Raw genomic sequence first — 17,861 nt, forward strand, 5'->3', positions numbered from 1 at the left:
GGGGTTTAGCCCATCTCCTCCAACGCCTTGCCCTTCGTCTCCTTGACGTACCTGAGCACGAAGGGGATCGAGAGCACGGCGAAGACCGTGTAGATGATGTAGGTGCCGGAGAGGTTCCAGTCCGCGAGGGACGGGAAGCTGGCGGTGATGGCCCAGTTGGCGATCCACTGGGCGGAGGCGGCGACGCCGAGGGCGGCGGCGCGGATCCGGTTGGGGAACATCTCGCCGAGGAAGACCCAGACCACGACGCCCCAGGAGAGGGCGAAGAAGAGCACGAAGACGTGGGCGGCGACGAGGGCCACGACGCCCTGGGTGTTGGGCAGCTTGCCGTCGACGAGGTCGGCGGAGAAGGCCCAGGCCTCGAAGGCGAGGGCGACCGCCATGCCGGCGGAGCCGACGAGGGCGAGCGGCCTGCGGCCGACGCGGTCGACCAGGACCATCGCGATGACGGTGCCGATGATGTTGATGATCGACGTGGTGAACGAGTAGAAGAACGAGCTGGACGGGTCGATGCCGACGGACTGCCAGAGCGTCGCGGAGTAGTAGAAGGCGACGTTGATGCCGACGAGCTGCTGGAAGACCGAGAGTCCGATGCCGACCCAGACGATGGGCAGGAGCTTGAACCTGCTGCCGACCACGAGCAGGTCCCTGAAGGTGGACTTGTGCTCGCTGCGCATGGCCTGGTCGATCTCGGCGACGCGGTGGTCGAGGTCGACCCCGTGGCCCTCGACCTCGGCGAGGACCTCCTTGGCCCGCTCGGTCTTCCCGACGGAGATGAGGAAGCGGGGGGACTCGGGGATCGCGAAGGACAGCATCCCGTAGAGGAGCGCGGGGACGACCATCACGCCGAGCATCCACTGCCAGGCCTCGATGCCGCCGATCTCGCCGCGCTGGTCGCCGTCGGCGAGCTGGAGGATGCCGTAGTTGACCAGCTGGGAGATGGCGATGCCGATGACGATCGCGGCCTGCTGGAAGGAGCCGAGGCGGCCGCGGTAGGCGGCGGGGGCGACCTCGGCGATGTACGCGGGGCCGATGACGGAGGCCATGCCGATGGCGAAGCCGCCGATGATCCGCCAGAGGGCGAGGTCCCAGAGGGCGAAGGGCAGCGCGGAGCCGACGGCGCTGACGGCGAAGAGCACCGCGGAGATCTGCATGCAGCGGATGCGGCCGATGCGGTCGGCGATCCGGCCCGCGGTGGCGGCGCCGATGGCGCAGCCGATCAGGGCGATGGCGATGACCTGCGCCAGGGTGCCGGAGCCGATGTCGTAGCGGTCGCGGATCGCCTCGACGGCGCCGTTGATGACGGAGCTGTCGTAGCCGAAGAGGAAACCGCCCATCGCGGCGGAGGCCGTGATGAAGATGACGTGGCCGAGGTGGTCCGGGTGGGCGGCTCGGCCTTCGGAAGGCGGCGGCGTCGGCGCCTGCGCGGTGCTGGTCACATGGGACTCCTCGGTGGGGGGCGAGCCCTTCCAGTGGCGCACAACTTCACGCCGCCCACCACGTGAAGGTTAAAGCAACGTTGCAGAGACTATGCCTTCAAGTTTCGAAGTCAATAGTCGATGTCGTGTGACTTTTCAGGCGCTTAAAGAACTCATGCGTTCAGAACTTGAACGATCGATGATCAGCGCAACCGCTGGCTGATCACCTTCGAGACGCCGTCGCCCTGCATGGACACGCCGTACAGCGCGTCCGCGACCTCCATCGTCCGCTTCTGGTGCGTGATCACGATCAGCTGCGAGGACTCCTGGAGCTCCCGCATGATCCCGATCAGCCGCTGGAGGTTGGTGTCGTCGAGGGCCGCCTCCACCTCGTCCATCACGTAGAACGGGCTGGGCCTGGCCTTGAAGATCGAGACGAGCAGCGCCACGGCGGTGAGCGAGCGCTCGCCGCCGGAGAGCAGCGAGAGGCGCTTGACCTTCTTGCCCGGCGGGCGGGCCTCCACCTCGACGCCGGTGGTGAGCATGTTGTCCGGGTCGGTGAGGACCAGCCGGCCCTCGCCGCCCGGGAAGAGCCGCGAGAAGACGCCCTCGAACTCGCGGGCGGTGTCCCGGTAGGCCTCGCTGAAGACCTGCTCGACGCGCAGGTCGACCTCCTTCACCACCTGAAGCAGATCGGTACGGGTCTTCTTCAGGTCCTCCAGCTGCTCCGAGAGGAACTTGTGCCGCTCCTCCAGGGCGGCGAACTCCTCCAGGGCCAGCGGATTGACCTTGCCGAGCTGGTGGTACGCACGTTCGGCGGACTTCAGCCGCTTCTCCTGCTCCGAACGGACGAACGGCCTGCCTTCCCCGTCCTCGGGGAGCGGCTCGCCGTCGGCGGCCGGCGACGGGGGCACGGGCTGTTCCGGGCCGTACTCGGCGACCAGGGCGGCCGTCTCCACGCCGAACTCCTCCAGCGCCTTCGCCTCCAGCTGCTCGATCCGCAGCCGCTTCTCGGCGCCGAGCACCTCGCCCCGGTGCACGGAGTCGGTCAGCTTGTCGAGCTCGGCCTTGAGGTCCCGGCCCCGGGCCCGCGCGGCCGTCAGGCCCTGCTCCCGGTCGGTCCTCGCCGCCTCGGCCACCACCCGCTCCCGCTCGGCGCGGCCGAGGGAGACCTCGACGTGGGCCAGGAGGGTACGGGCACCCGCGGCGACCGCGCCGGCGACGCGCTCCTCGTGGCGCAGCCGGGCCCGGCGCTGCTCGGCACGCGCGCGTGCCTCCCGTTCCGCGCGGGCGGCCCGGTCGAGCGAGTCGGCCCGCCCGGCGAGGCCCTTGACCCGCTCCTCGTGGGTACGGACCTGGAGCCGCGCCTCCATCTCGCTCTGGCGCGCCCGGGCGCCGTCGACCGCGAGCCGGTCGCGGACGGAGGTGTCGGGCTCGTCCTCGGCCGGCGTCTCCTCGGCCACCAGGAGCCGTTCGGCCAGCTCCTCGGCTTCGGCCGTGGCCTTCTCCAGGGCCTCCTGGGCGCGGGCGGCGGCCGCCGCGGTCCGCTCGGCCTCCCCCGCCGCTCCCCTGGCCTGCCCGGCGAGCCGCCCGAGCCGCTGCGCGACGGAGGACTTCTCCCGGTCCGTCTCCCGGCGCCGCGCGTCGAGCTCCTCCACGAGCGCGGCGGCGTGGCGCCGCCGCTCGGCGGCCTCCTGCTGCGCCGCGGCCGACTCCTCGCAGCGGACGGCCAGTTCGTCGAGCTCGGCGGCGGCCTCGGCGACCGAGGCCTGGACTTCGAGGAGACTGGGCGCGCCGGCGGACCCTCCTTGCGCGAAGTGCGCCCCGAGCAGGTCCCCTTCGGCCGTGACGGCGGTCATCTCGGGCCGGGCCCTGACCAGTTCGGTGGCCTCGTCGAGATCACCGACAACCACGATCCCGGCGAGCAACCGGCGCACGGCGCCCAGGAGTTCGACGGGCCCACGAACCAGGTCGGCGGCACACGGGTGGCCGCCGGCCGGGATCGGGGGGCTCGACTCGGGGTCGGCCCCAGGGCCAACGGCCGGGATCGGCCGGGAGGTTCCGGTCGGGGCCGCCCCGGAGGCGGTGGCCGTCGGCGTTCGCCCGGGGGGGCCGGTCAGGATCAGGGAGGCGCGGCCCGCGTCCTGTTTGCGGAGGAGGCGCAGGGCTTCGGCGGCGGCGGAGGGGCCGTCGGCGGCGAGGGCGTCGGCGGCCGCGCCGAGGGCGGCGGCGACGGGGACCTCGTATCCCGGGGTGACGGTGAGGAGTTCGGCCGCCGGGCCGAGGAGTCCGCTGAGCCCGGCGGAGAGCAGGGCGCCCGTGCCGTCCTTGCGGCGCAGTCCGAGGGCGAGGGCGTCGTGCCGGGCCCGGGTGGCGGCGCGGCGGCGTTCGACGGTGGCGGCCGTCTCGCGGGCGGCGCCCAGCGCGGCCTCCGCGTCGGCGAGTTCGCGGCGGGCGGCCTCGTACCGCTCGCTCCGCTCGGTGTCCTCCGCGTCGAGGCCGTCGACCTCGGCCTTGAGCTGCTCGTACTCCTCCTGGGCGGCGGCCGCGCGCTCCGCGGCCTCGTCGCGGGCGGCGGCGAGCCGGTCGATCTCGGCCTGGGCGGAGGCGGCGCGCGAGCGGGCGGCGTCGGCCCGGCCGTGGAGCCGGGCGAGGCCCTCGCGCCGGTCGGCGATGGCCCGGGCCAGGTCCCTGAGGCGGCGCTCCTCGTCGGCGAGGGTCCGCTCCAGCTCGGCGCGGTGGGCGACGGTGTCCTCCAGGGCGTGCTCGGCGGCCTCCAGGGCGGCTTCGAGCTCGGCCTCCTGTTCACGGACGCGGGCGGCCTCCCGCTCCAGGTCCTCCGGGTCGCGGCCGCGCCGTTCCTCGGCGGGTGCGGTGGTGGCGCTCTTCACGCGCGCGTCGGCCAGGGAGACGGTGCCGCGTACGCGTTCGGCGAGCTGGGAGAGGTCGTACCAGTTCTGCTGGGCGCGCTCCAGGCGGGGCACGAGGGCGCGGGCCTCCGCCTCCAGCTCGGCCTCCTCCGCGAGGGCGGCGCGCAGCCGGGCCTCGGTCGCCTCCTTGCGGGCGAGCAGGGCCGCCTCGTCGGCGACCTCGGCCGTCAGCGCCTCCTGGAGGCGGACGAGGTCGTCGGCGAGGAGGCGGAGTCGGGCGTCGCGCAGGTCGGCCTGGATGACGACGGCGCGGCGGGCGACGGCGGCCTGCCGGCCCAGCGGCTTGAGCTGGCGGCGGAGTTCGTCGGCGAGGTCCTGCACGCGCGCGAGGTTGGCCTGCATCGCGTCCAGCTTCCGCAGCGCCTTCTCCTTGCGCTTGCGGTGCTTGAGGACGCCGGCGGCCTCCTCGATGAAGGCGCGGCGGCCCATCGGGTCGGCGTGCAGCACGGAGTCGAGCTGCCCCTGTCCGACGATGACGTGCATCTCGCGTCCGATGCCGGAGTCGGAGAGCAGGTCCTGGAAGTCGAGCAGCCGGCAGGTGTCGCCGTTGATCTGGTACTCGCTGCTGCCGCCGCGGAACATGATCCGGGTGAGGGTGACCTCGGCGTAGTCGATGGGCAGGGCGCCGTCGGAGTTGTCGATGGTCAGCGAGACCTCGGCGCGGCCGAGCGGGGGGCGCCCGGTCGTGCCGGCGAAGATGACGTCCTCCATCTTGCCGCCGCGCAGCGACTTGGCGCCCTGCTCGCCCATGACCCAGGACAGGGCGTCCACGACATTGGACTTGCCCGATCCGTTGGGGCCCACGACACAGGTGATTCCGGGTTCGAACCGCAACGTGGTGGCTGAGGCGAACGACTTGAATCCACGGAGCGTCAGGGCCTTGAGGTGCACTCCGGGGACTCTACCGGGGTCCGTGCGTTTCACCCGCGATGACGTGGGGCAGATCCTCGGATGAGGAGGGGTGGTACGCGGGGGAAACGACGGGTGAAAGAGAGAAGGGACGCCGAGGCGCCCCTTGCATGTCCAGCTGTCGTGCACGTGCGTCGTTCCGCACGATCAGCTGGGGGTGGGTGTCCGGCTGCGCCGACGAGATTTCTTTCCACCTGGCCCCGGGGGGCTGGGTTGTCAGGTGAGCGCAGGCTCTGCCTGGGGTACGTCGAGGTCGATGCTGTTCAGCAGCGACTCTCCCTGGTGCTGAGCGGCGGCAGCGGCGAGCGTGTCGTTCTCGGACTGGATCCGTACCAGCTCGGATTCGAGGTCCTGGACACGCTGCTGAAGCCGTCGCATCTCGGCGAGGAGTCGCGGGTCGGAGCCGCCGACGTAACCGAGAAGCGCCTTTGCCATGATGGATGGTCCTCCACAATGAGTGACCGACCGAAGCGGTGTGGGTCGTGAGGGATTCGCACCCGCGGTGCTCGGCAGTACTGCTTGTCGTGCCGGTTCCACTGCCAAACAGCTAAGGTGCGCGGGGCTTCCAGAGTCTCACCAAAAAGTTTGACGGTCAACACGATCACGCCCCGTTTGAAGGGCTGCCGAGGAGTCCACGGCCGCTCAGCGGGCGGCGGGGCCTTCGAACTCGGAGCCTCGGGGGCGTCGCGATCATCCTTACCGGGCAGCCTCGCACGCTCGGCGCCACTTGGCAACCATCAGGCGCTTCGCTGGTCACACCCCTGTTACCGCGCGTCCGCCCGGAGCCGCTCTCGGTCACCGGGCGGGGTTTCGGAGCGTGATCGTCAACGGATGGCGAAACCGTCGTAGCCGCCGCGCGGGGTGTCCCAGATCTCAGTGACGCCGTCCACACGTCCGGGTGTGTCGGCGGACCGGAGCCAGTCGAGCAGACGGTGGCAATTCTCACGCGGCCCCTCGGCCACCACCTGCACCCGGCCGTCGTCGAGGTTCAGGGCGAAGCCCACCAGGCCGCCGATCTCCAAGGCGTTTGCCCTGGTGAACCAGCGGAAGCCCACTCCCTGTACCCGTCCGCGCACCCAGGCGGTCATCCGTACGTCGTCACTCATGGCTGCACGCTAACGGGCGGATTGCCAGATGAGCACATCGCCCCTGCTTCTCATGGCGTAAGGTCCCGACCGAACACGCCTCACCCGTTCGGGCGCGCGCTGTTCGACCGTCGATCCCGGAACGGCACCGACAGCAAAGATCAGCAAAGGCCTGCAAAGAACCAGCAGAGGAAGGCAGGGCAGATGGGACGCCACCGTCGCTCCGGCGCCGCACCCGCCGCAGAAGACTACGCGGCCGGCGCGGGCAGCCCGCACCGGGGTGCCCGCCGCCGGCGGCCCGTGCGCACCGGTCTGCTCGGCGCCTCCGCGGCGGTCGCGGTCGGCGCCGTCGCCGTCGCCTCGGGCCTGCTCCCCGGCGGGGACACCTTCACGGTCGGCAGCACCGCCGCCACGAGCGAGCGCCAGGTCCAGACCCGCCAGACCCCGGAGCTGACGACGCAGGGCGGCGTCACGCAGACCCCGGCCGGCACGGCGACGGGCACGGGCGCGGGCGCGGGCAGGGCCGGCTCATCCCCCGCCCCCTCGACGACCCCGTCCGCGAAGCCGAGCCCGAAGGCCACCCCGAAGCCGAAGCCCACCCCGACGAGGACCGCCACGGCCACGGCGAAGCCCGTACCGACCAGGACCACGGCCGCGCCCACGACGAAGGCACCCGCGCCGAAGCCGGACCCGACCACGGCGGCGCCGACCGCGCAGGCCCCGGTCACCTCCACCGCCGACCGCGGCGGGGCCGCCGAGGCCGAGGTCCTCCGCCTGGTCAACCTCGAACGCGCCAAGGTCGGCTGCGTCCCGGTCCGCCCGAGCGCGCCGCTCGCCTCCCTGGCCGGCGCGTTCAGCGCGGACATGGCCGCCCGCGGTTTCTTCGACCACACGGACCCGGACGGCGACACCCCGTGGGTCCGGGCCCAGCAGGCGGGCATCACCGGCATGGGCGGCGAGAACATCGCGCGCGGCCAGGTCGACGCGGCGGCGGTGATGACCTCCTGGATGAACAGCGACGGCCACCGCGCCAACATCCTGAACTGCGACTTCACGACGATGGGCGTCGGCGTGGTCTTCGGCGACGGCGGCCCCTGGTGGACCCAGGACTTCGGCTACTGAGACCCCGTGGGATGGGATTCCGCGGGGTCCCGTCGGCGGTTACTTTCCCATCCACAGCGCAACCCCGCGGGAAGCGTACGCGCGGTACCGTGGAGGCATGACTGACGACCTCGCCTATGACGTGTTCGCGCGTGCCTGCCCCTCGCGGGGCACGCTGGAGCACGTGACGGGACGTTGGGGCAGCCTGACGCTGGGTGCCCTGCACGAAGGGACGTTCCGCTTCAACGAGCTGCGGCGTCGGGTCGACGGCGTGAGCGAGAAGATGCTGTCGCAGACCCTGCACGCCCTGGAGCGCGACGGTCTCGTCCACCGCGAGGCGCAGCCCACGAACCCGCCGCGGGTCGACTACCGGCTCACCCCGCTCGGCCGCGAGGTCGCGGAGCGGCTGATCGGTCTGATCGAGCTGGTGGAGGGGCGGATGCCGCAGGTGGAGGCGGCGCGCGAGAAGTACGACGCGGAGCGCGCGGCCCCCGTCACCGCCTGAGCGCTCAGGCGGTCGCGCGCGGCGGGCGCTGGCAGCGCGGGCAGAAGTAGCTGGACCGGTTCATCCACGCCCGTCGCCGCATCGGCGTGCCGCAGCGGTGGCAGGGCTCGTCCTCGCGGCCGTACGCGTCGAGCGAGCGGTCGAAGTAGCCGGATTCGCCGTTGACGTTCACGTACAGGCTGTCGAAGCTGGTGCCGCCGGCGGCGAGCGCCGCGTTCATCACGTCCCGGACGTGGCCGAGCAGTTCGGCCGAGCGCGGGCGGGTCAGGGTGGCCGTCGGGCGGTCGTAGTGCAGCTTCGACCGCCAGAGCGCCTCGTCCGCGTAGATGTTCCCGACGCCGCTGATCAGCGACTGGTCGAGCAGCGCCCGCTTGACCGTCGTGCGGCGCAGCCGCAGCGCGGCCTGGAAGGCGGCGTCGTCGAACTCCGGGTCCAGCGGGTCGCGGGCGATGTGCGCGATGACGTCCGGGAGTCCGTCGGGGGTCTGGTCGTGGAGCGAGAGGCCGCCGAAAGTGCGCTGGTCGACGAAGCGGAGCTCGGTGCCGGCGGAGTCGTCGAAGCGGACCCGGATGCGCAGGTGCTTCTCGTCCGGGGCGTCCTCCGGCTGGACGAGCAGCTGCCCGCTCATGCCGAGGTGGCCCAGGACGGAGGTCCCGGTCTCCGCGAGCGGCAGCCACAGGTACTTCCCGCGCCGCCGCGCGACCTCGAAGCGCTGCCCCTTCAGCCGGGCCGCGAAGTCCTCGCCGCCCGCCGGGTGGCGCCGTACCGCCCTCGGGTGCAGCACCTCGACCTCGGTCACGGTCCGTCCGGCGACCCAGCGCTCCAGACCGCGCCGTACGACCTCGACCTCGGGCAGCTCGGGCACGGGACTCCTCCGGAGGGGCTGAAAGGGTGGTTCGGCCAGCCTACCGCCCGGGGCTGCCCCGGAAACGGCTCCGCCCGCCCCTGGCGGGGGCGGGCGGGAAGGTTCCGCTCGAAGGAGGGGGCGGGAGCGCGGTCAGGCGGTGGCCGGGGTGGCCCCGTCCTTCCGGGCCGGCTCGCCGGCGTCGGCCGCGGCCTTCGCCGCGGCGCGCTCGTCCGCGGCCGCGCGGATCGCGCGCCACGCGGACTCCGCCGCCTGCTGTTCCGCTTCCTTCTTGCTGCGGCCGGTGCCGGTGCCGTACGAGACACCACCGACGCGGGCGGCAGCAGTAAAGGTCTTCTCGTGGTCCGGACCCTCTTCGGAGACGAGGTACTCCGGGACACCCAGACCCTCGGCCGCGGTGAGCTCCTGGAGGCTGGTCTTCCAGTCCAGGCCGGCACCGAGGTTCGAGGACTTCTCGATCAGCGGGTCGAAGAGCCGGTGAACCAGCTCGGACGCCGCGTCGAGGCCCTGGTCGAGATAGACCGCGCCGATCACCGCTTCGAGGGTGTCGGCGAGGATGGACGCCTTGTCCCGGCCGCCCGTGCCCTCTTCGCCCCGGCCGAGCCGGATGAAGGAGCCGAGTTCGAGGCCGCGTCCGACCTCCGCCAGCGCACGCGAGTTGACCACCGCGGCCCGGAGTTTGGCCAGCTGGCCTTCCGGCAGGTCGGGGTGGGTGCGGTACAGCGTGTCCGTGACCACCAGGCCGAGCACGGAGTCCCCGAGGAACTCCAGACGCTCGTTGGTGGGCAGACCGCCGTTCTCGTACGCGTACGAACGGTGGGTCAGCGCACGCACCAGAAGGGCGGACTCGAGCTGATACCCGAGCCGCCCTTCCAGAAGCGTGTGGGACGAGGCTGCGCTGATGTTCTCAGACATCGTGCCTCTCACCAGCCTCAGACCGAGAGGACCTGGCGCTTGTTGTAGGTGCCGCAGCTCGGGCACGCGATGTGCTGCAGCTTCGGCTCCTGGCAACGCTCACACGAAACCAGGGTGGGGACCGCAGCCTTCCACTGCGACCGGCGGTGGCGCGTGTTGCTGCGCGACATCTTCCGCTTCGGAACAGCCACGGCTACTTCTCCTGCTTCTCGGCGGCGCTTCGGACGTCCCCGTCAGAGGCTTTGCCGCTCATGTTGTCCTTCTCATCGGTTCCCAGCGAACCGGCGAGTCCCTGCAGTGCCGCCCAACGGATGTCGACGGCGTCATGGTGGTGGTCCGGGTTCTCGTTCAGGTTGACTCCGCAGTCGGAGCACAGACCCGCACAGTCCTCCCGGCACACCGGCTGCATCGGCAGTGCGAGCACCACCGCATCACGCAGCAAGGGTTCGAGGTCGAACATGCCGTCCTCGAGGGGGATCATGTCCTCGTCGTCCTCGGCTTCGTCGTCCGCGGCCGCCTTGGAGCGGCCCCGGTCGTCGGAGTCGGGGTACGAGAACATCTCCTGGAAGTCCACGTCGAGGTCGAGCTCGACGGGCTCCAGACACCTTACGCACTCCCCCTCGGCCGATGCACGGGCGGTGCCTGTGACAAGCACCCCTTCCATGACCGACTCAAGACGGAGATCGATTTCCACCGGGGAGCCCTGGGGCACTCCGATGACTCCTTCGACGCCGAGGGCGGCGTTTCCACCGGGCGCCTCGACCGAACGCGAGAGCCGCTGGAGGGCACCAGGACGCCGCCCGAGCTCGTGCGTGTCGAACACGAGGGGGTTGCGGTGGTCGAGGCGCGTACTCAGGGCTCTTCCTGCTTTCGGATCGTTCTGCGGCGTAGAGGAGGCTGCCAGACGTGGGCAGCAAGGGTCGCGGACATGGTGCGACCGAAGAGCCAGGATACTGGACGCTTCGCTCAGGGCCCAATCCGGGCCCCGTGCCCCTTACCGCCCCTGTTCGTACCGGCGCAGCTGCTCCAGGTCGATCATGCTCGTGTCGAAGAAGCTGGTCTCGTCGAGCGCGGCGGCCTGCTGCGGCTGGGCGTGGACCTGGCCGTGGGCCTGGCCGTGGGGGTCGTACTGCTGCTCGTAGCCGTACTGCTGCCCCTGGTACGCGTAGGGGTCCTGCTGCTGGTAACCGTAGGCGTCCTGCTGCTGGTACCCGTAGGCGGGGTCCTGCTGGGGCTGCGCATCGTAGGGCGCGGCGTAAGCCGCTCCAGTGGAGCCGGTGCTCGCACCGGAGTACGGGTCGGGCTGCTGCGCGGGGATCTGCGGGGTCTGTACGGGCTCGGGGTCGGAGAGCTCCGCGAGCCCGGCCAGGTAGTCCGCGTCGCTGGTGTGCACCGCGCCGCCGAGGCCGTCCTGCGCGGCCATGTGCTCGCCGAGCGCGTCCGTGGCGATCCGGCCGTGCAGCTTCTGCCGGCCCCGCCCGACGGCCTCCAGGGTCTTGCTGAGGACGGCCTCGAAGGCGCCCAGCTTGGCGTCCACGTACTCGTCGGCCCGCTGGATCAGGGTCTGCGGGTCGGCGCTGTACTCGGGGGCGTCCGCGTCGGCGTAGCCGTCCTGGTCGAGGCCCGGGCCGCGGCCGAGGAGCTTCTCGCGCCCGCGGTCGACGGAGCCGATGGTCTTGTTGAGGACGACCTCGAAGTTGGCGAGCTTGGAGTCGACGTAGTCGTCGGCCTCGGCCTTGACCTCCTCGGCCTCTCGGCGGGCCTCGGAGAGGATCCGGTCGGCCTCCTCCTGCGACTCGCGGGCGACCTGGGTGTCGGAGACGATCGAGCCGCGCTCGGCGTGGGCGGCCTCGATGATCCGCTCGGCCTCCTGGCGGGCCTGCTCGACCATCTGCTCGCGGCCGCCGATCAGTTCCCGGGCCTGGGCGAGGGAGTCGGGCAGGGCCTGACGTACCTCTTCGAGCAGGGAGAGCAGCTCGGCGCGGTTGACCACGCAGGATGCCGACATCGGCATGGAGCGGGCGCCCTGCACGGTCGCGACGATCTCGTCGAGCTTCTTCTGCACGTCCACCTGGTGCTCGCCACTCTCTACAGCTGGATGGAGACGGACGGGACGACTGTAAGGGCAGTCGGCGCCCGTCCGACACCAGGTGACGGAGCGTCAGCGGTGGTGGCCGCGTGTCACTTCGCGCCCGCTCCCGCGGCTACTTCCGCGCGAGCCGTTCGGTCAGCCGGGGAAGGACCGTCGGCGGGACCAGGTGCGAGACGTCGCCGCCCCAGGCCGCGACCTCCTTGACCAGGGAGGAGGAGAGGAAGCTGTAGGTCGGGTTGGTGGGTACGAAGAGGGTCTCCACGCCCGAGAGGCCGATGTTCATCTGGGCCATCTGCAGCTCGTAGTCGAAGTCGCTGACCGCGCGCAGGCCCTTGACGATCGCGGGGATGTCGCGCTGCTTGCAGAAGTCGACGAGCAGTCCGTGGAAGGACTCCACCTCGACGTTGCCGAAGTCGGCGGTGACCTCGCGGATCAGCTCGATCCGCTCGTCGACCGTGAAGAGGCCCTTCTTCGACTGATTGATCATCACCGCGACGTGTACGACGTCGTACAGCTTGGAGGCGCGGGCGATGATGTCGAGGTGTCCGTTGGTGATGGGGTCGAATGACCCCGGACAGACGGCGCGGCGCAACTTGGGTCCCTCGCTCTCCGGTCCGGTCATCGTGCGTCTTCGCACGTAGAGGCGGCGCGACCGTACCAAAACGTTCCCTCGCCGTAGCGACGGGACCTCAGGGGTTCGAAGCCCTCGGGCCAGCCGAACTCCCCGCCTCGGGTGCTGCGCTCCACCGTGACGAGGGCATCCTCGCTCAGCCAGCCCCCCGAGCGCAGTGTGAGGAGAATCTCGCGGAGATCGGCGTCCGTGACCGCGTACGGCGGGTCGAGGAAGACCAGGTCGTAAGGGTCGGCCGGGGCCGGTCCCGTCACGATCTGCTCGGCCTTGCCGGTGCGGAGTTCGGCGCCGGGCAGCCCGATCGACCGGATGTTGTCCCGGATCGTCTTCGCGGCGCGGGGCTCGGCCTCGACGAGGAGGGCGTGGTCGGCGCCCCGGGAGAGCGCTTCGAGGCCGACGGCGCCGGAGCCCGCGTACAGGTCGGCGACGCGGGCTCCCTCCAGGCCGTGGAACGACTCCCAGGTGGAGAAGAGGCCTTCCCGTGCCCGGTCGGAGGTGGGGCGGGTGCCGTTGCCGGGGGGCACGGCCAGGCGCCGTCCGCCGGCGGTACCGGCGATCACGCGGGTCATCGGTGTCCTCGTCCTGCGTCGTCCAATGCGTACGTCCCAGGATATGGCCGATGCGGGGAGCCCCTCCCTTCTCAGCCCTTGTCGAGGTACTCCTCCCGCTCCTCGCTGAGGAGGGCGTCGAGCGCGGTGCGCAGGCCCGGGTGGGCTTCGAGCCCGGGGTCGGCGAGGACGAGGGCGGTGGCCTCCTCGCGGGCGGCGGCGATGACCTCCTCGTCGTCGATGACGGCGAGCACCCGCAGGGAGGAGCGGACGCCGGACTGGGCCTGGCCGAGGACGTCGCCCTCGCGCCGCTGTTCGAGGTCGATGCGGGAGAGCTCGAAGCCGTCGAGGGTGGTGGCGACGGCGTTGAGCCGCTGCCTGGCGGGGCTGGCCTCGGGCATCTCGCTGACGAGGAGGCAGAGGCCGGGGGCGGAGCCCCGGCCGACGCGGCCGCGGAGCTGGTGGAGCTGGGAGACGCCGAAGCGGTCGGCGTCCATGATCACCATGGCGGTGGCGTTGGGCACGTTGACGCCGACCTCGATGACGGTGGTGGCGACGAGGACGTCGAGCTCGCCGGCGGCGAAGCGGCGCATGACGTCGTCCTTGTCGTCGGGGTGCATGCGGCCGTGCAGGACGGCGATCCGCAGGCCCGCGAGGGGGCCGGCGCCGAGCTTCTCGGCGACGTCGAGGACGGCGAGCGGCGGGCGCTTCTCGGCCTCGTCCTCCGGAGAGGCCTTGGACTTCTTCTTCTGGTCCTCCTCGTCGCCGATGCGGGGGCAGACGACGTACGCCTGGTGGCCGTTCCCCACCTCCTCGCGGACCCGCTCCCAGGCGCGCGCGAGGAAGTGCGGCTTGTCGGCGGCGGGGACGACGTGGCTGGCGATCGGGGAGCGGCCGGCGGGCAGCTGGTCGAGGACGGAGGTGTCCAGGTCGCCGAAGACGGTCATGGCGACCGTGCGCGGGATGGGGGTGGCGGTCATGACGAGGAGGTGCGGGGGCTGCTTCCCCTTGCCCCTGAGGGCGTCGCGCTGCTCGACGCCGAAGCGGTGCTGCTCGTCGACGACGACGAGGCCGAGGTCGTGGAACTGGACCTTGTCCTCGATCAGCGCGTGCGTGCCGATGACGATGCCGGCCTCGCCGGTGACCAGGTCGAGCAGGGCCTGGCGGCGGGCGGCGGTGCCCATGGAGCCGGTGAGCAGGACGACCTTGGTGGCGCGCTCGGCGGCGCCGAGCATCCCGCCCTCGGCGAGCTCGCCCATCATCTCGACGACGGAGCGGTGGTGCTGCTGGGCGAGGACCTCGGTGGGCGCGAGCATGGCGGCCTGTCCGCCGGAGTCGACGACGGCGAGCATGGCGCGCAGGGCCACCATCGTCTTGCCGCTGCCGACCTCGCCCTGGAGGAGCCGGTGCATGGGGTGTTCGGTGGCGAGGTCGTCGAAGATCTCCTTCGAGACCTTCTGCTGGCCCTCGGTGAGGGTGAAGGGCAGCTTGGCGTCGAAGGCGTCGAGGATGCCGCCGGGGGCCGGTCTCCGGGCGACGGCGGGCAGTTGGGTGTCGGCATGCCGGCGGCGGGCGAGGGCGACCTGGAGGACGAAGGCCTCGTCCCACTTGAGCCGCTCGCGGGCGGCGGCGATGTCCGCCTTGGTGCGGGGGCGGTGGATGCGGTGCAGGGCGTCGGGGAGGTCGAGGAGGCCCCGGCCCTCGCGCAGGGCGGGCGGCAGCGGGTCGACGGCGTCGACGGCGCTGGGCAGGACGGTGTCGACCGCCTTGGCGATCTTCCAGGACTCCATCTTGGTGGTGGCCGGGTAGATCGGGATGAGGGCGCCCGCCCAGCTGCCGACGGCCTCGTCGCTGTCGCCGCGGAGGAGTTCGTACGAGGGGTGGGCGAGCTGGAGGCGCCGGTTGAAGAGCGAGACCTTGCCGGCGAACATCGCGCGGGTGCCGGGCAGCAGGTCGTGGTGCGGCTTGTGGACGCCCTTGCCGAAGAAGACCAGCTGGAGGCGGCCGCTGCCGTCGGTGATGGTCACTTCGAGGCGCTGGCCGCGGCCCTTGGAGCCGTTGAAGGTGAGCACCCGGGCGTCGGCGACCTGCGCGACCACCGTGACGTGCTCGTCGAGCGGCAGGTCGGCGAGGGTGGTCAGCTCCCCGCGCTCGGCGTACCGGCGGGGGTAGTGGTGGAGCAGGTCCCCGACCGTGTGCAGGTCGAGGGCCTCGGCCAGGACCTTGGAGGTGGCGGGGCCGAGGGACTGCTTGCTGAGTGGTTCGTCGAGCGCGGGCACGCCTTCCATTGAAGACCACGGGACCGACAGCCGCGCCGAAGGCTGTGGACAACCGCCGGGACCGGCGCCTATTCCACCCCGATGAGCAGGGGCGGGGCCCCCGCGCCCGCGTGGTACGTGGTGGTGTCGACGGCCAGGTAGCCGCGCCGGACGTGGCGTTCCAGGTCGGGGGCGAGCCCGGGCGGGGTGTCGTCAGCGACGACGAGGGTGACGAGTTCGCCGCCCGCCGAGAGCATCCGGTCCAGGACGGTGCGGGCGGTCTCGGTCAGGTCCTTGCCGATGACGGCGACGTCGCCCTCGATGAGACCGAGGACGTCGCCGGCCTGGCAGACGCCGGCCGAGGTGAAGGACTGGCGTTCGGCGACGGCGAGTTCGGCGTAGCGGGTGGCTCCGGCGGCGGCGGTCATGGCGACGACGTCCTCGTCGAAGCGCCGGTCGGGTTCGTGGACGGCGAGGGCGGCGATGCCCTGGACGGCGGCCCGGGTCGGGATGAGGGCGACGCGGATGCCCTCGGCCCTGGCGCGTTCGGCGGCGGCGGCCGCGGTCTGGCGCAGCTCGGTGTCGTTGGGCAGGAGGACCACCTCGCGCGCGTGCGCCCGCCGGATCGCCTCGACGAGCTCCTCGCCGGCGGGCGGTTCGCCGGGCCTGGCGCGGACCGTGGTCGCACCGGCCTCGGCGCAGAGTCCGGCGAGGCCCTCGCCGGGGACGACGGCGACGACGGCGCGCTGGGCGCGTTCCCCGCGCGCGGTGCCGGCGGCCGCGTCGGCCGCGAAGTGGGTGATGCGGATGCGGTGGGGGCGGCCGGCCTCGACGCCCGCCTCGACGGCGGCGCCCGCGTCGTCGACGTGGACGTGGACGTTCCACAGCCCGTCGCCGCCGACGACGACGAGGGAGTCGCCGAGTGCGTCGAGCCGGGCCCTCAGCAGGTCCACGGCCGCGTCCTCCGCCTCCAGCAGGTAGATCACCTCGTACGCGGGCCCCGCCTCGGCGTCGCAGGCCCCCTCGGAGGCGGCGGGAACGGCCCGGGGATCCCCGAGGACCCGCACCCCACCCGGAACGGCCTCCGCACGGCCCTCGCCCCGACCGGCCGAGGCCCCGACACGGTCCTGCCCCCGGCTGCTCGCGGTCTCCACGTGGTCCCGGGCCCGGCCGGTCCCGGCGCGATCCCCCGCCCGACCGCTCGCGGTCTCCACGTGGTCCTGCGCCCGGTCGGCCCCGGTCCCGGCACCGCCTCGCACCCGGTCGCCCCCCTCGCCCTCCCACACCCAGCCGCTCGTGGTCCACTCGCGGTCCGGGGCGCGGCCCGTCACGGTTTCCAGGAGGGCTCCGAGGACGGCGACCAGACCGCGTCCGCCGGCGTCCACCACGCCGGCGCGGCCGAGGACGTCCAGCTGGGCGGGGGTCGCCGCCAGGGCGGCCCCGGCGGCGTCGTGGGCCCGTGCGGCCACGTCCGCGAGGGTGCCGCCTCCCGCGCAGCCGTCGGCGGCGGCGGTGGCGACGGTGAGGACGGTGCCCTCCACGGGGTGGGCGACGGCCCGCCGCGCGGAGGCGGCGGCCTCGGCGAGGGCGCGGGCGAGGTGATCACCGTCACGTCCTTCGGCGAGGACGGCGGCCATGCCGCGCAGGAGCTGGGCGAGGATGGTGCCGGAGTTGCCCCGGGCGCCGAGCAGCGCGCCGTGGGCCATGGCCCGTACGGTCTCGGCGGTGTCGGGCGCGGAGGCGGCGAAGACGGCTTCGACGGCCTGGTGGGCGGCCTCGGCCGTGAGGTACAGGTTGGTGCCGGTGTCCCCGTCCGCGACCGGGTAGACGTTGATCGCGTCGATCGCCTCGCGCTCCTGCCCGAGGGCGTCGAGGGCCCGCGCGCACCAGGTCCGGACCGCTGCGGCGTCGAGCTCGACGAGCTCCTCGTCAGGCTGAAGGGCTCGCGACAACGGGGGGTCCTCCTTCTGCGGTGAGCTCACCGCAGGGTAGACCGGGGGTGACCCGCTCGTGACCAGGGCCCGGGGCGAGGTCCGCGGAGACCATGGTAGTTTCGTTCCACGGAAGCAGGCGTTGTATGCTGCTTCGGTTGCCCGGTTCAAACCGGGCCGTTCCCCGGCAAGCCACTTCAGACTCCTGATTCCGGTGCGCCGGATTTCACTGTAATTCTGAAGTCTTTGGAGTGACCCGTGGCTGCCAACTGCGACGTCTGCGGCAAGGGGCCGGGCTTCGGCAACAACATTTCGCACTCGCACCGCCGTACGTCCCGTCGCTGGAACCCGAACATCCAGCGCGTGCGTGCCGTGGTCGGTCGGACGCCGAAGCGGCTCAACGTCTGCACCTCGTGCATCAAGGCCGGCAAGGTCTCGCGCTAATCGCGACGTTCTGTCGTAGCGCAGCCCCTGCGGTTGCCTTGAAAGGCCGGTTCACCTCGGTGAACCGGCCTTTTGCCATGCCCGAAAGCCGTCGGGCCCCCTAGGGCCCATCCGGCCCTGATCCGCCGGACGGACCCTAGTAGTGCTTCGTTACGTCGGGTGATCTTGCCTGGTGGTGGGCATCTTCCGGCTATGAAGTTGGGGGAGGTGGAACGGCTCCGGGGTGAAG

Annotated in this window: 16 protein-coding genes; 3 read left to right on the top strand and 13 right to left on the bottom strand. The window is 72.1% G+C overall.

Annotation, left to right across the window (positions count from 1 at the left end; all coding sequences use genetic code 11):
• Nucleotides 1-5 precede the first annotated feature (5 nt).
• The 4 genes from ACH4TP_RS35025 to ACH4TP_RS35040 all read right to left on the bottom strand — a co-directional run bounded on the left by ACH4TP_RS35025 (nucleotide 6) and on the right by ACH4TP_RS35040 (nucleotide 6,363).
• A complete protein-coding gene (locus tag ACH4TP_RS35025; RefSeq protein ID WP_389232243.1) occupies nucleotides 6-1,439 on the bottom strand; it encodes a sugar porter family MFS transporter in 1,434 nt (477 codons plus the stop codon).
• 182 nt (nucleotides 1,440-1,621) lie between these two features.
• Nucleotides 1,622-5,239: a chromosome segregation protein SMC gene (gene smc / locus ACH4TP_RS35030; protein WP_398440182.1), complete on the bottom strand. Its 3,618-nt coding sequence runs from the start codon at nucleotides 5,237-5,239 to the stop codon at nucleotides 1,622-1,624.
• A gap of 234 nt (nucleotides 5,240-5,473) precedes the next feature.
• Complete coding sequence (locus tag ACH4TP_RS35035; RefSeq protein WP_030690660.1) at nucleotides 5,474-5,692, bottom strand: hypothetical protein; 219 nt, start codon at nucleotides 5,690-5,692, stop codon at nucleotides 5,474-5,476.
• A 389-nt stretch (nucleotides 5,693-6,081) separates the two neighbouring features.
• Nucleotides 6,082-6,363, bottom strand: coding sequence for an acylphosphatase (locus tag ACH4TP_RS35040; RefSeq protein ID WP_389232236.1), 282 nt, complete (start codon nucleotides 6,361-6,363; stop codon nucleotides 6,082-6,084).
• A 183-nt stretch (nucleotides 6,364-6,546) separates the two neighbouring features.
• Here ACH4TP_RS35040 and ACH4TP_RS35045 point away from each other — a divergent pair, with 183 nt between their 5' ends.
• Nucleotides 6,547-7,464 (top strand): CAP domain-containing protein, encoded by a 918-nt coding sequence (locus ACH4TP_RS35045; protein WP_398440183.1) that lies wholly within the window; start codon nucleotides 6,547-6,549, stop codon nucleotides 7,462-7,464.
• A 97-nt stretch (nucleotides 7,465-7,561) separates the two neighbouring features.
• A complete protein-coding gene (locus tag ACH4TP_RS35050) occupies nucleotides 7,562-7,948 on the top strand; it encodes a winged helix-turn-helix transcriptional regulator (RefSeq protein WP_398189582.1) in 387 nt (128 codons plus the stop codon).
• 4 nt (nucleotides 7,949-7,952) lie between these two features.
• On the opposite strand, the gene mutM is transcribed toward ACH4TP_RS35050, so the two are convergent.
• The 9 genes from mutM to ACH4TP_RS35095 form a co-directional block, all read right to left on the bottom strand.
• Nucleotides 7,953-8,813, bottom strand: a complete 861-nt coding sequence (gene mutM, locus ACH4TP_RS35055) for a bifunctional DNA-formamidopyrimidine glycosylase/DNA-(apurinic or apyrimidinic site) lyase (RefSeq protein ID WP_389232227.1) — start codon at nucleotides 8,811-8,813, stop codon at nucleotides 7,953-7,955.
• Nucleotides 8,814-8,945: 132 nt separating this feature from the next.
• A complete protein-coding gene (gene rnc / locus ACH4TP_RS35060) occupies nucleotides 8,946-9,728 on the bottom strand; it encodes a ribonuclease III (RefSeq protein ID WP_389232223.1) in 783 nt (260 codons plus the stop codon).
• Nucleotides 9,729-9,745: 17 nt separating this feature from the next.
• Nucleotides 9,746-9,919 carry a 50S ribosomal protein L32 gene (rpmF, locus tag ACH4TP_RS35065; protein ID WP_015036448.1) on the bottom strand — a complete coding sequence of 58 codons (174 nt, stop codon included), beginning with the start codon at nucleotides 9,917-9,919 and terminating at the stop codon, nucleotides 9,746-9,748.
• 2 nt (nucleotides 9,920-9,921) lie between these two features.
• Nucleotides 9,922-10,584: a YceD family protein gene (locus tag ACH4TP_RS35070; RefSeq protein ID WP_398440186.1), complete on the bottom strand. Its 663-nt coding sequence runs from the start codon at nucleotides 10,582-10,584 to the stop codon at nucleotides 9,922-9,924.
• A gap of 138 nt (nucleotides 10,585-10,722) precedes the next feature.
• Entirely contained in the window at nucleotides 10,723-11,799 is a 1,077-nt protein-coding gene (locus tag ACH4TP_RS35075) for an ATP synthase F0 subunit B (protein WP_398189577.1), read from the bottom strand.
• Between the two features lie 133 nt (nucleotides 11,800-11,932).
• Nucleotides 11,933-12,412 (bottom strand): pantetheine-phosphate adenylyltransferase, encoded by a 480-nt coding sequence (gene coaD, locus ACH4TP_RS35080; protein ID WP_179199946.1) that lies wholly within the window; start codon nucleotides 12,410-12,412, stop codon nucleotides 11,933-11,935.
• Nucleotides 12,413-12,438: 26 nt separating this feature from the next.
• Complete coding sequence (gene rsmD, locus ACH4TP_RS35085; protein ID WP_398189574.1) at nucleotides 12,439-13,020, bottom strand: 16S rRNA (guanine(966)-N(2))-methyltransferase RsmD; 582 nt, start codon at nucleotides 13,018-13,020, stop codon at nucleotides 12,439-12,441.
• 71 nt (nucleotides 13,021-13,091) lie between these two features.
• The gene (recG, locus tag ACH4TP_RS35090) at nucleotides 13,092-15,287 is read right to left on the bottom strand and encodes an ATP-dependent DNA helicase RecG (RefSeq protein ID WP_389232214.1); all 2,196 of its coding nucleotides are present in this window, start codon (nucleotides 15,285-15,287) and stop codon (nucleotides 13,092-13,094) included.
• A gap of 59 nt (nucleotides 15,288-15,346) precedes the next feature.
• Nucleotides 15,347-17,209, bottom strand: coding sequence for a DAK2 domain-containing protein (locus ACH4TP_RS35095; RefSeq protein ID WP_398440184.1), 1,863 nt, complete (start codon nucleotides 17,207-17,209; stop codon nucleotides 15,347-15,349).
• A 237-nt stretch (nucleotides 17,210-17,446) separates the two neighbouring features.
• Between ACH4TP_RS35095 and rpmB the strand changes: the two genes are divergently transcribed.
• Nucleotides 17,447-17,632, top strand: a complete 186-nt coding sequence (gene rpmB / locus ACH4TP_RS35100; protein WP_003957616.1) for a 50S ribosomal protein L28 — start codon at nucleotides 17,447-17,449, stop codon at nucleotides 17,630-17,632.
• Nucleotides 17,633-17,861 lie beyond the last annotated feature (229 nt).

It is taken from the genome of Streptomyces sp. NPDC021012 (assembly GCF_044333355.1).
Lineage (GTDB): Bacteria > Actinomycetota > Actinomycetes > Streptomycetales > Streptomycetaceae > Streptomyces.

Bases quoted from the DNA above. Each gene is read 5' to 3' on its own strand.
- ACH4TP_RS35035 (WP_030690660.1), bottom strand. From the start codon at position 5,692: ATGGCAAAGGCGCTTCTCGGTTACGTCGGCGGCTCCGACCCGCGACTC.
- ACH4TP_RS35040 (WP_389232236.1), bottom strand. From the start codon at position 6,363: ATGAGTGACGACGTACGGATGACCGCCTGGGTGCGCGGACGGGTACAG.
- ACH4TP_RS35045 (WP_398440183.1), top strand. From the start codon at position 6,547: ATGGGACGCCACCGTCGCTCCGGCGCCGCACCCGCCGCAGAAGACTAC.
- ACH4TP_RS35050 (WP_398189582.1), top strand. From the start codon at position 7,562: ATGACTGACGACCTCGCCTATGACGTGTTCGCGCGTGCCTGCCCCTCG.
- rnc (WP_389232223.1), bottom strand. From the start codon at position 9,728: ATGTCTGAGAACATCAGCGCAGCCTCGTCCCACACGCTTCTGGAAGGG.
- rsmD (WP_398189574.1), bottom strand. From the start codon at position 13,020: ATGACCCGCGTGATCGCCGGTACCGCCGGCGGACGGCGCCTGGCCGTG.
- recG (WP_389232214.1), bottom strand. From the start codon at position 15,287: ATGGAAGGCGTGCCCGCGCTCGACGAACCACTCAGCAAGCAGTCCCTC.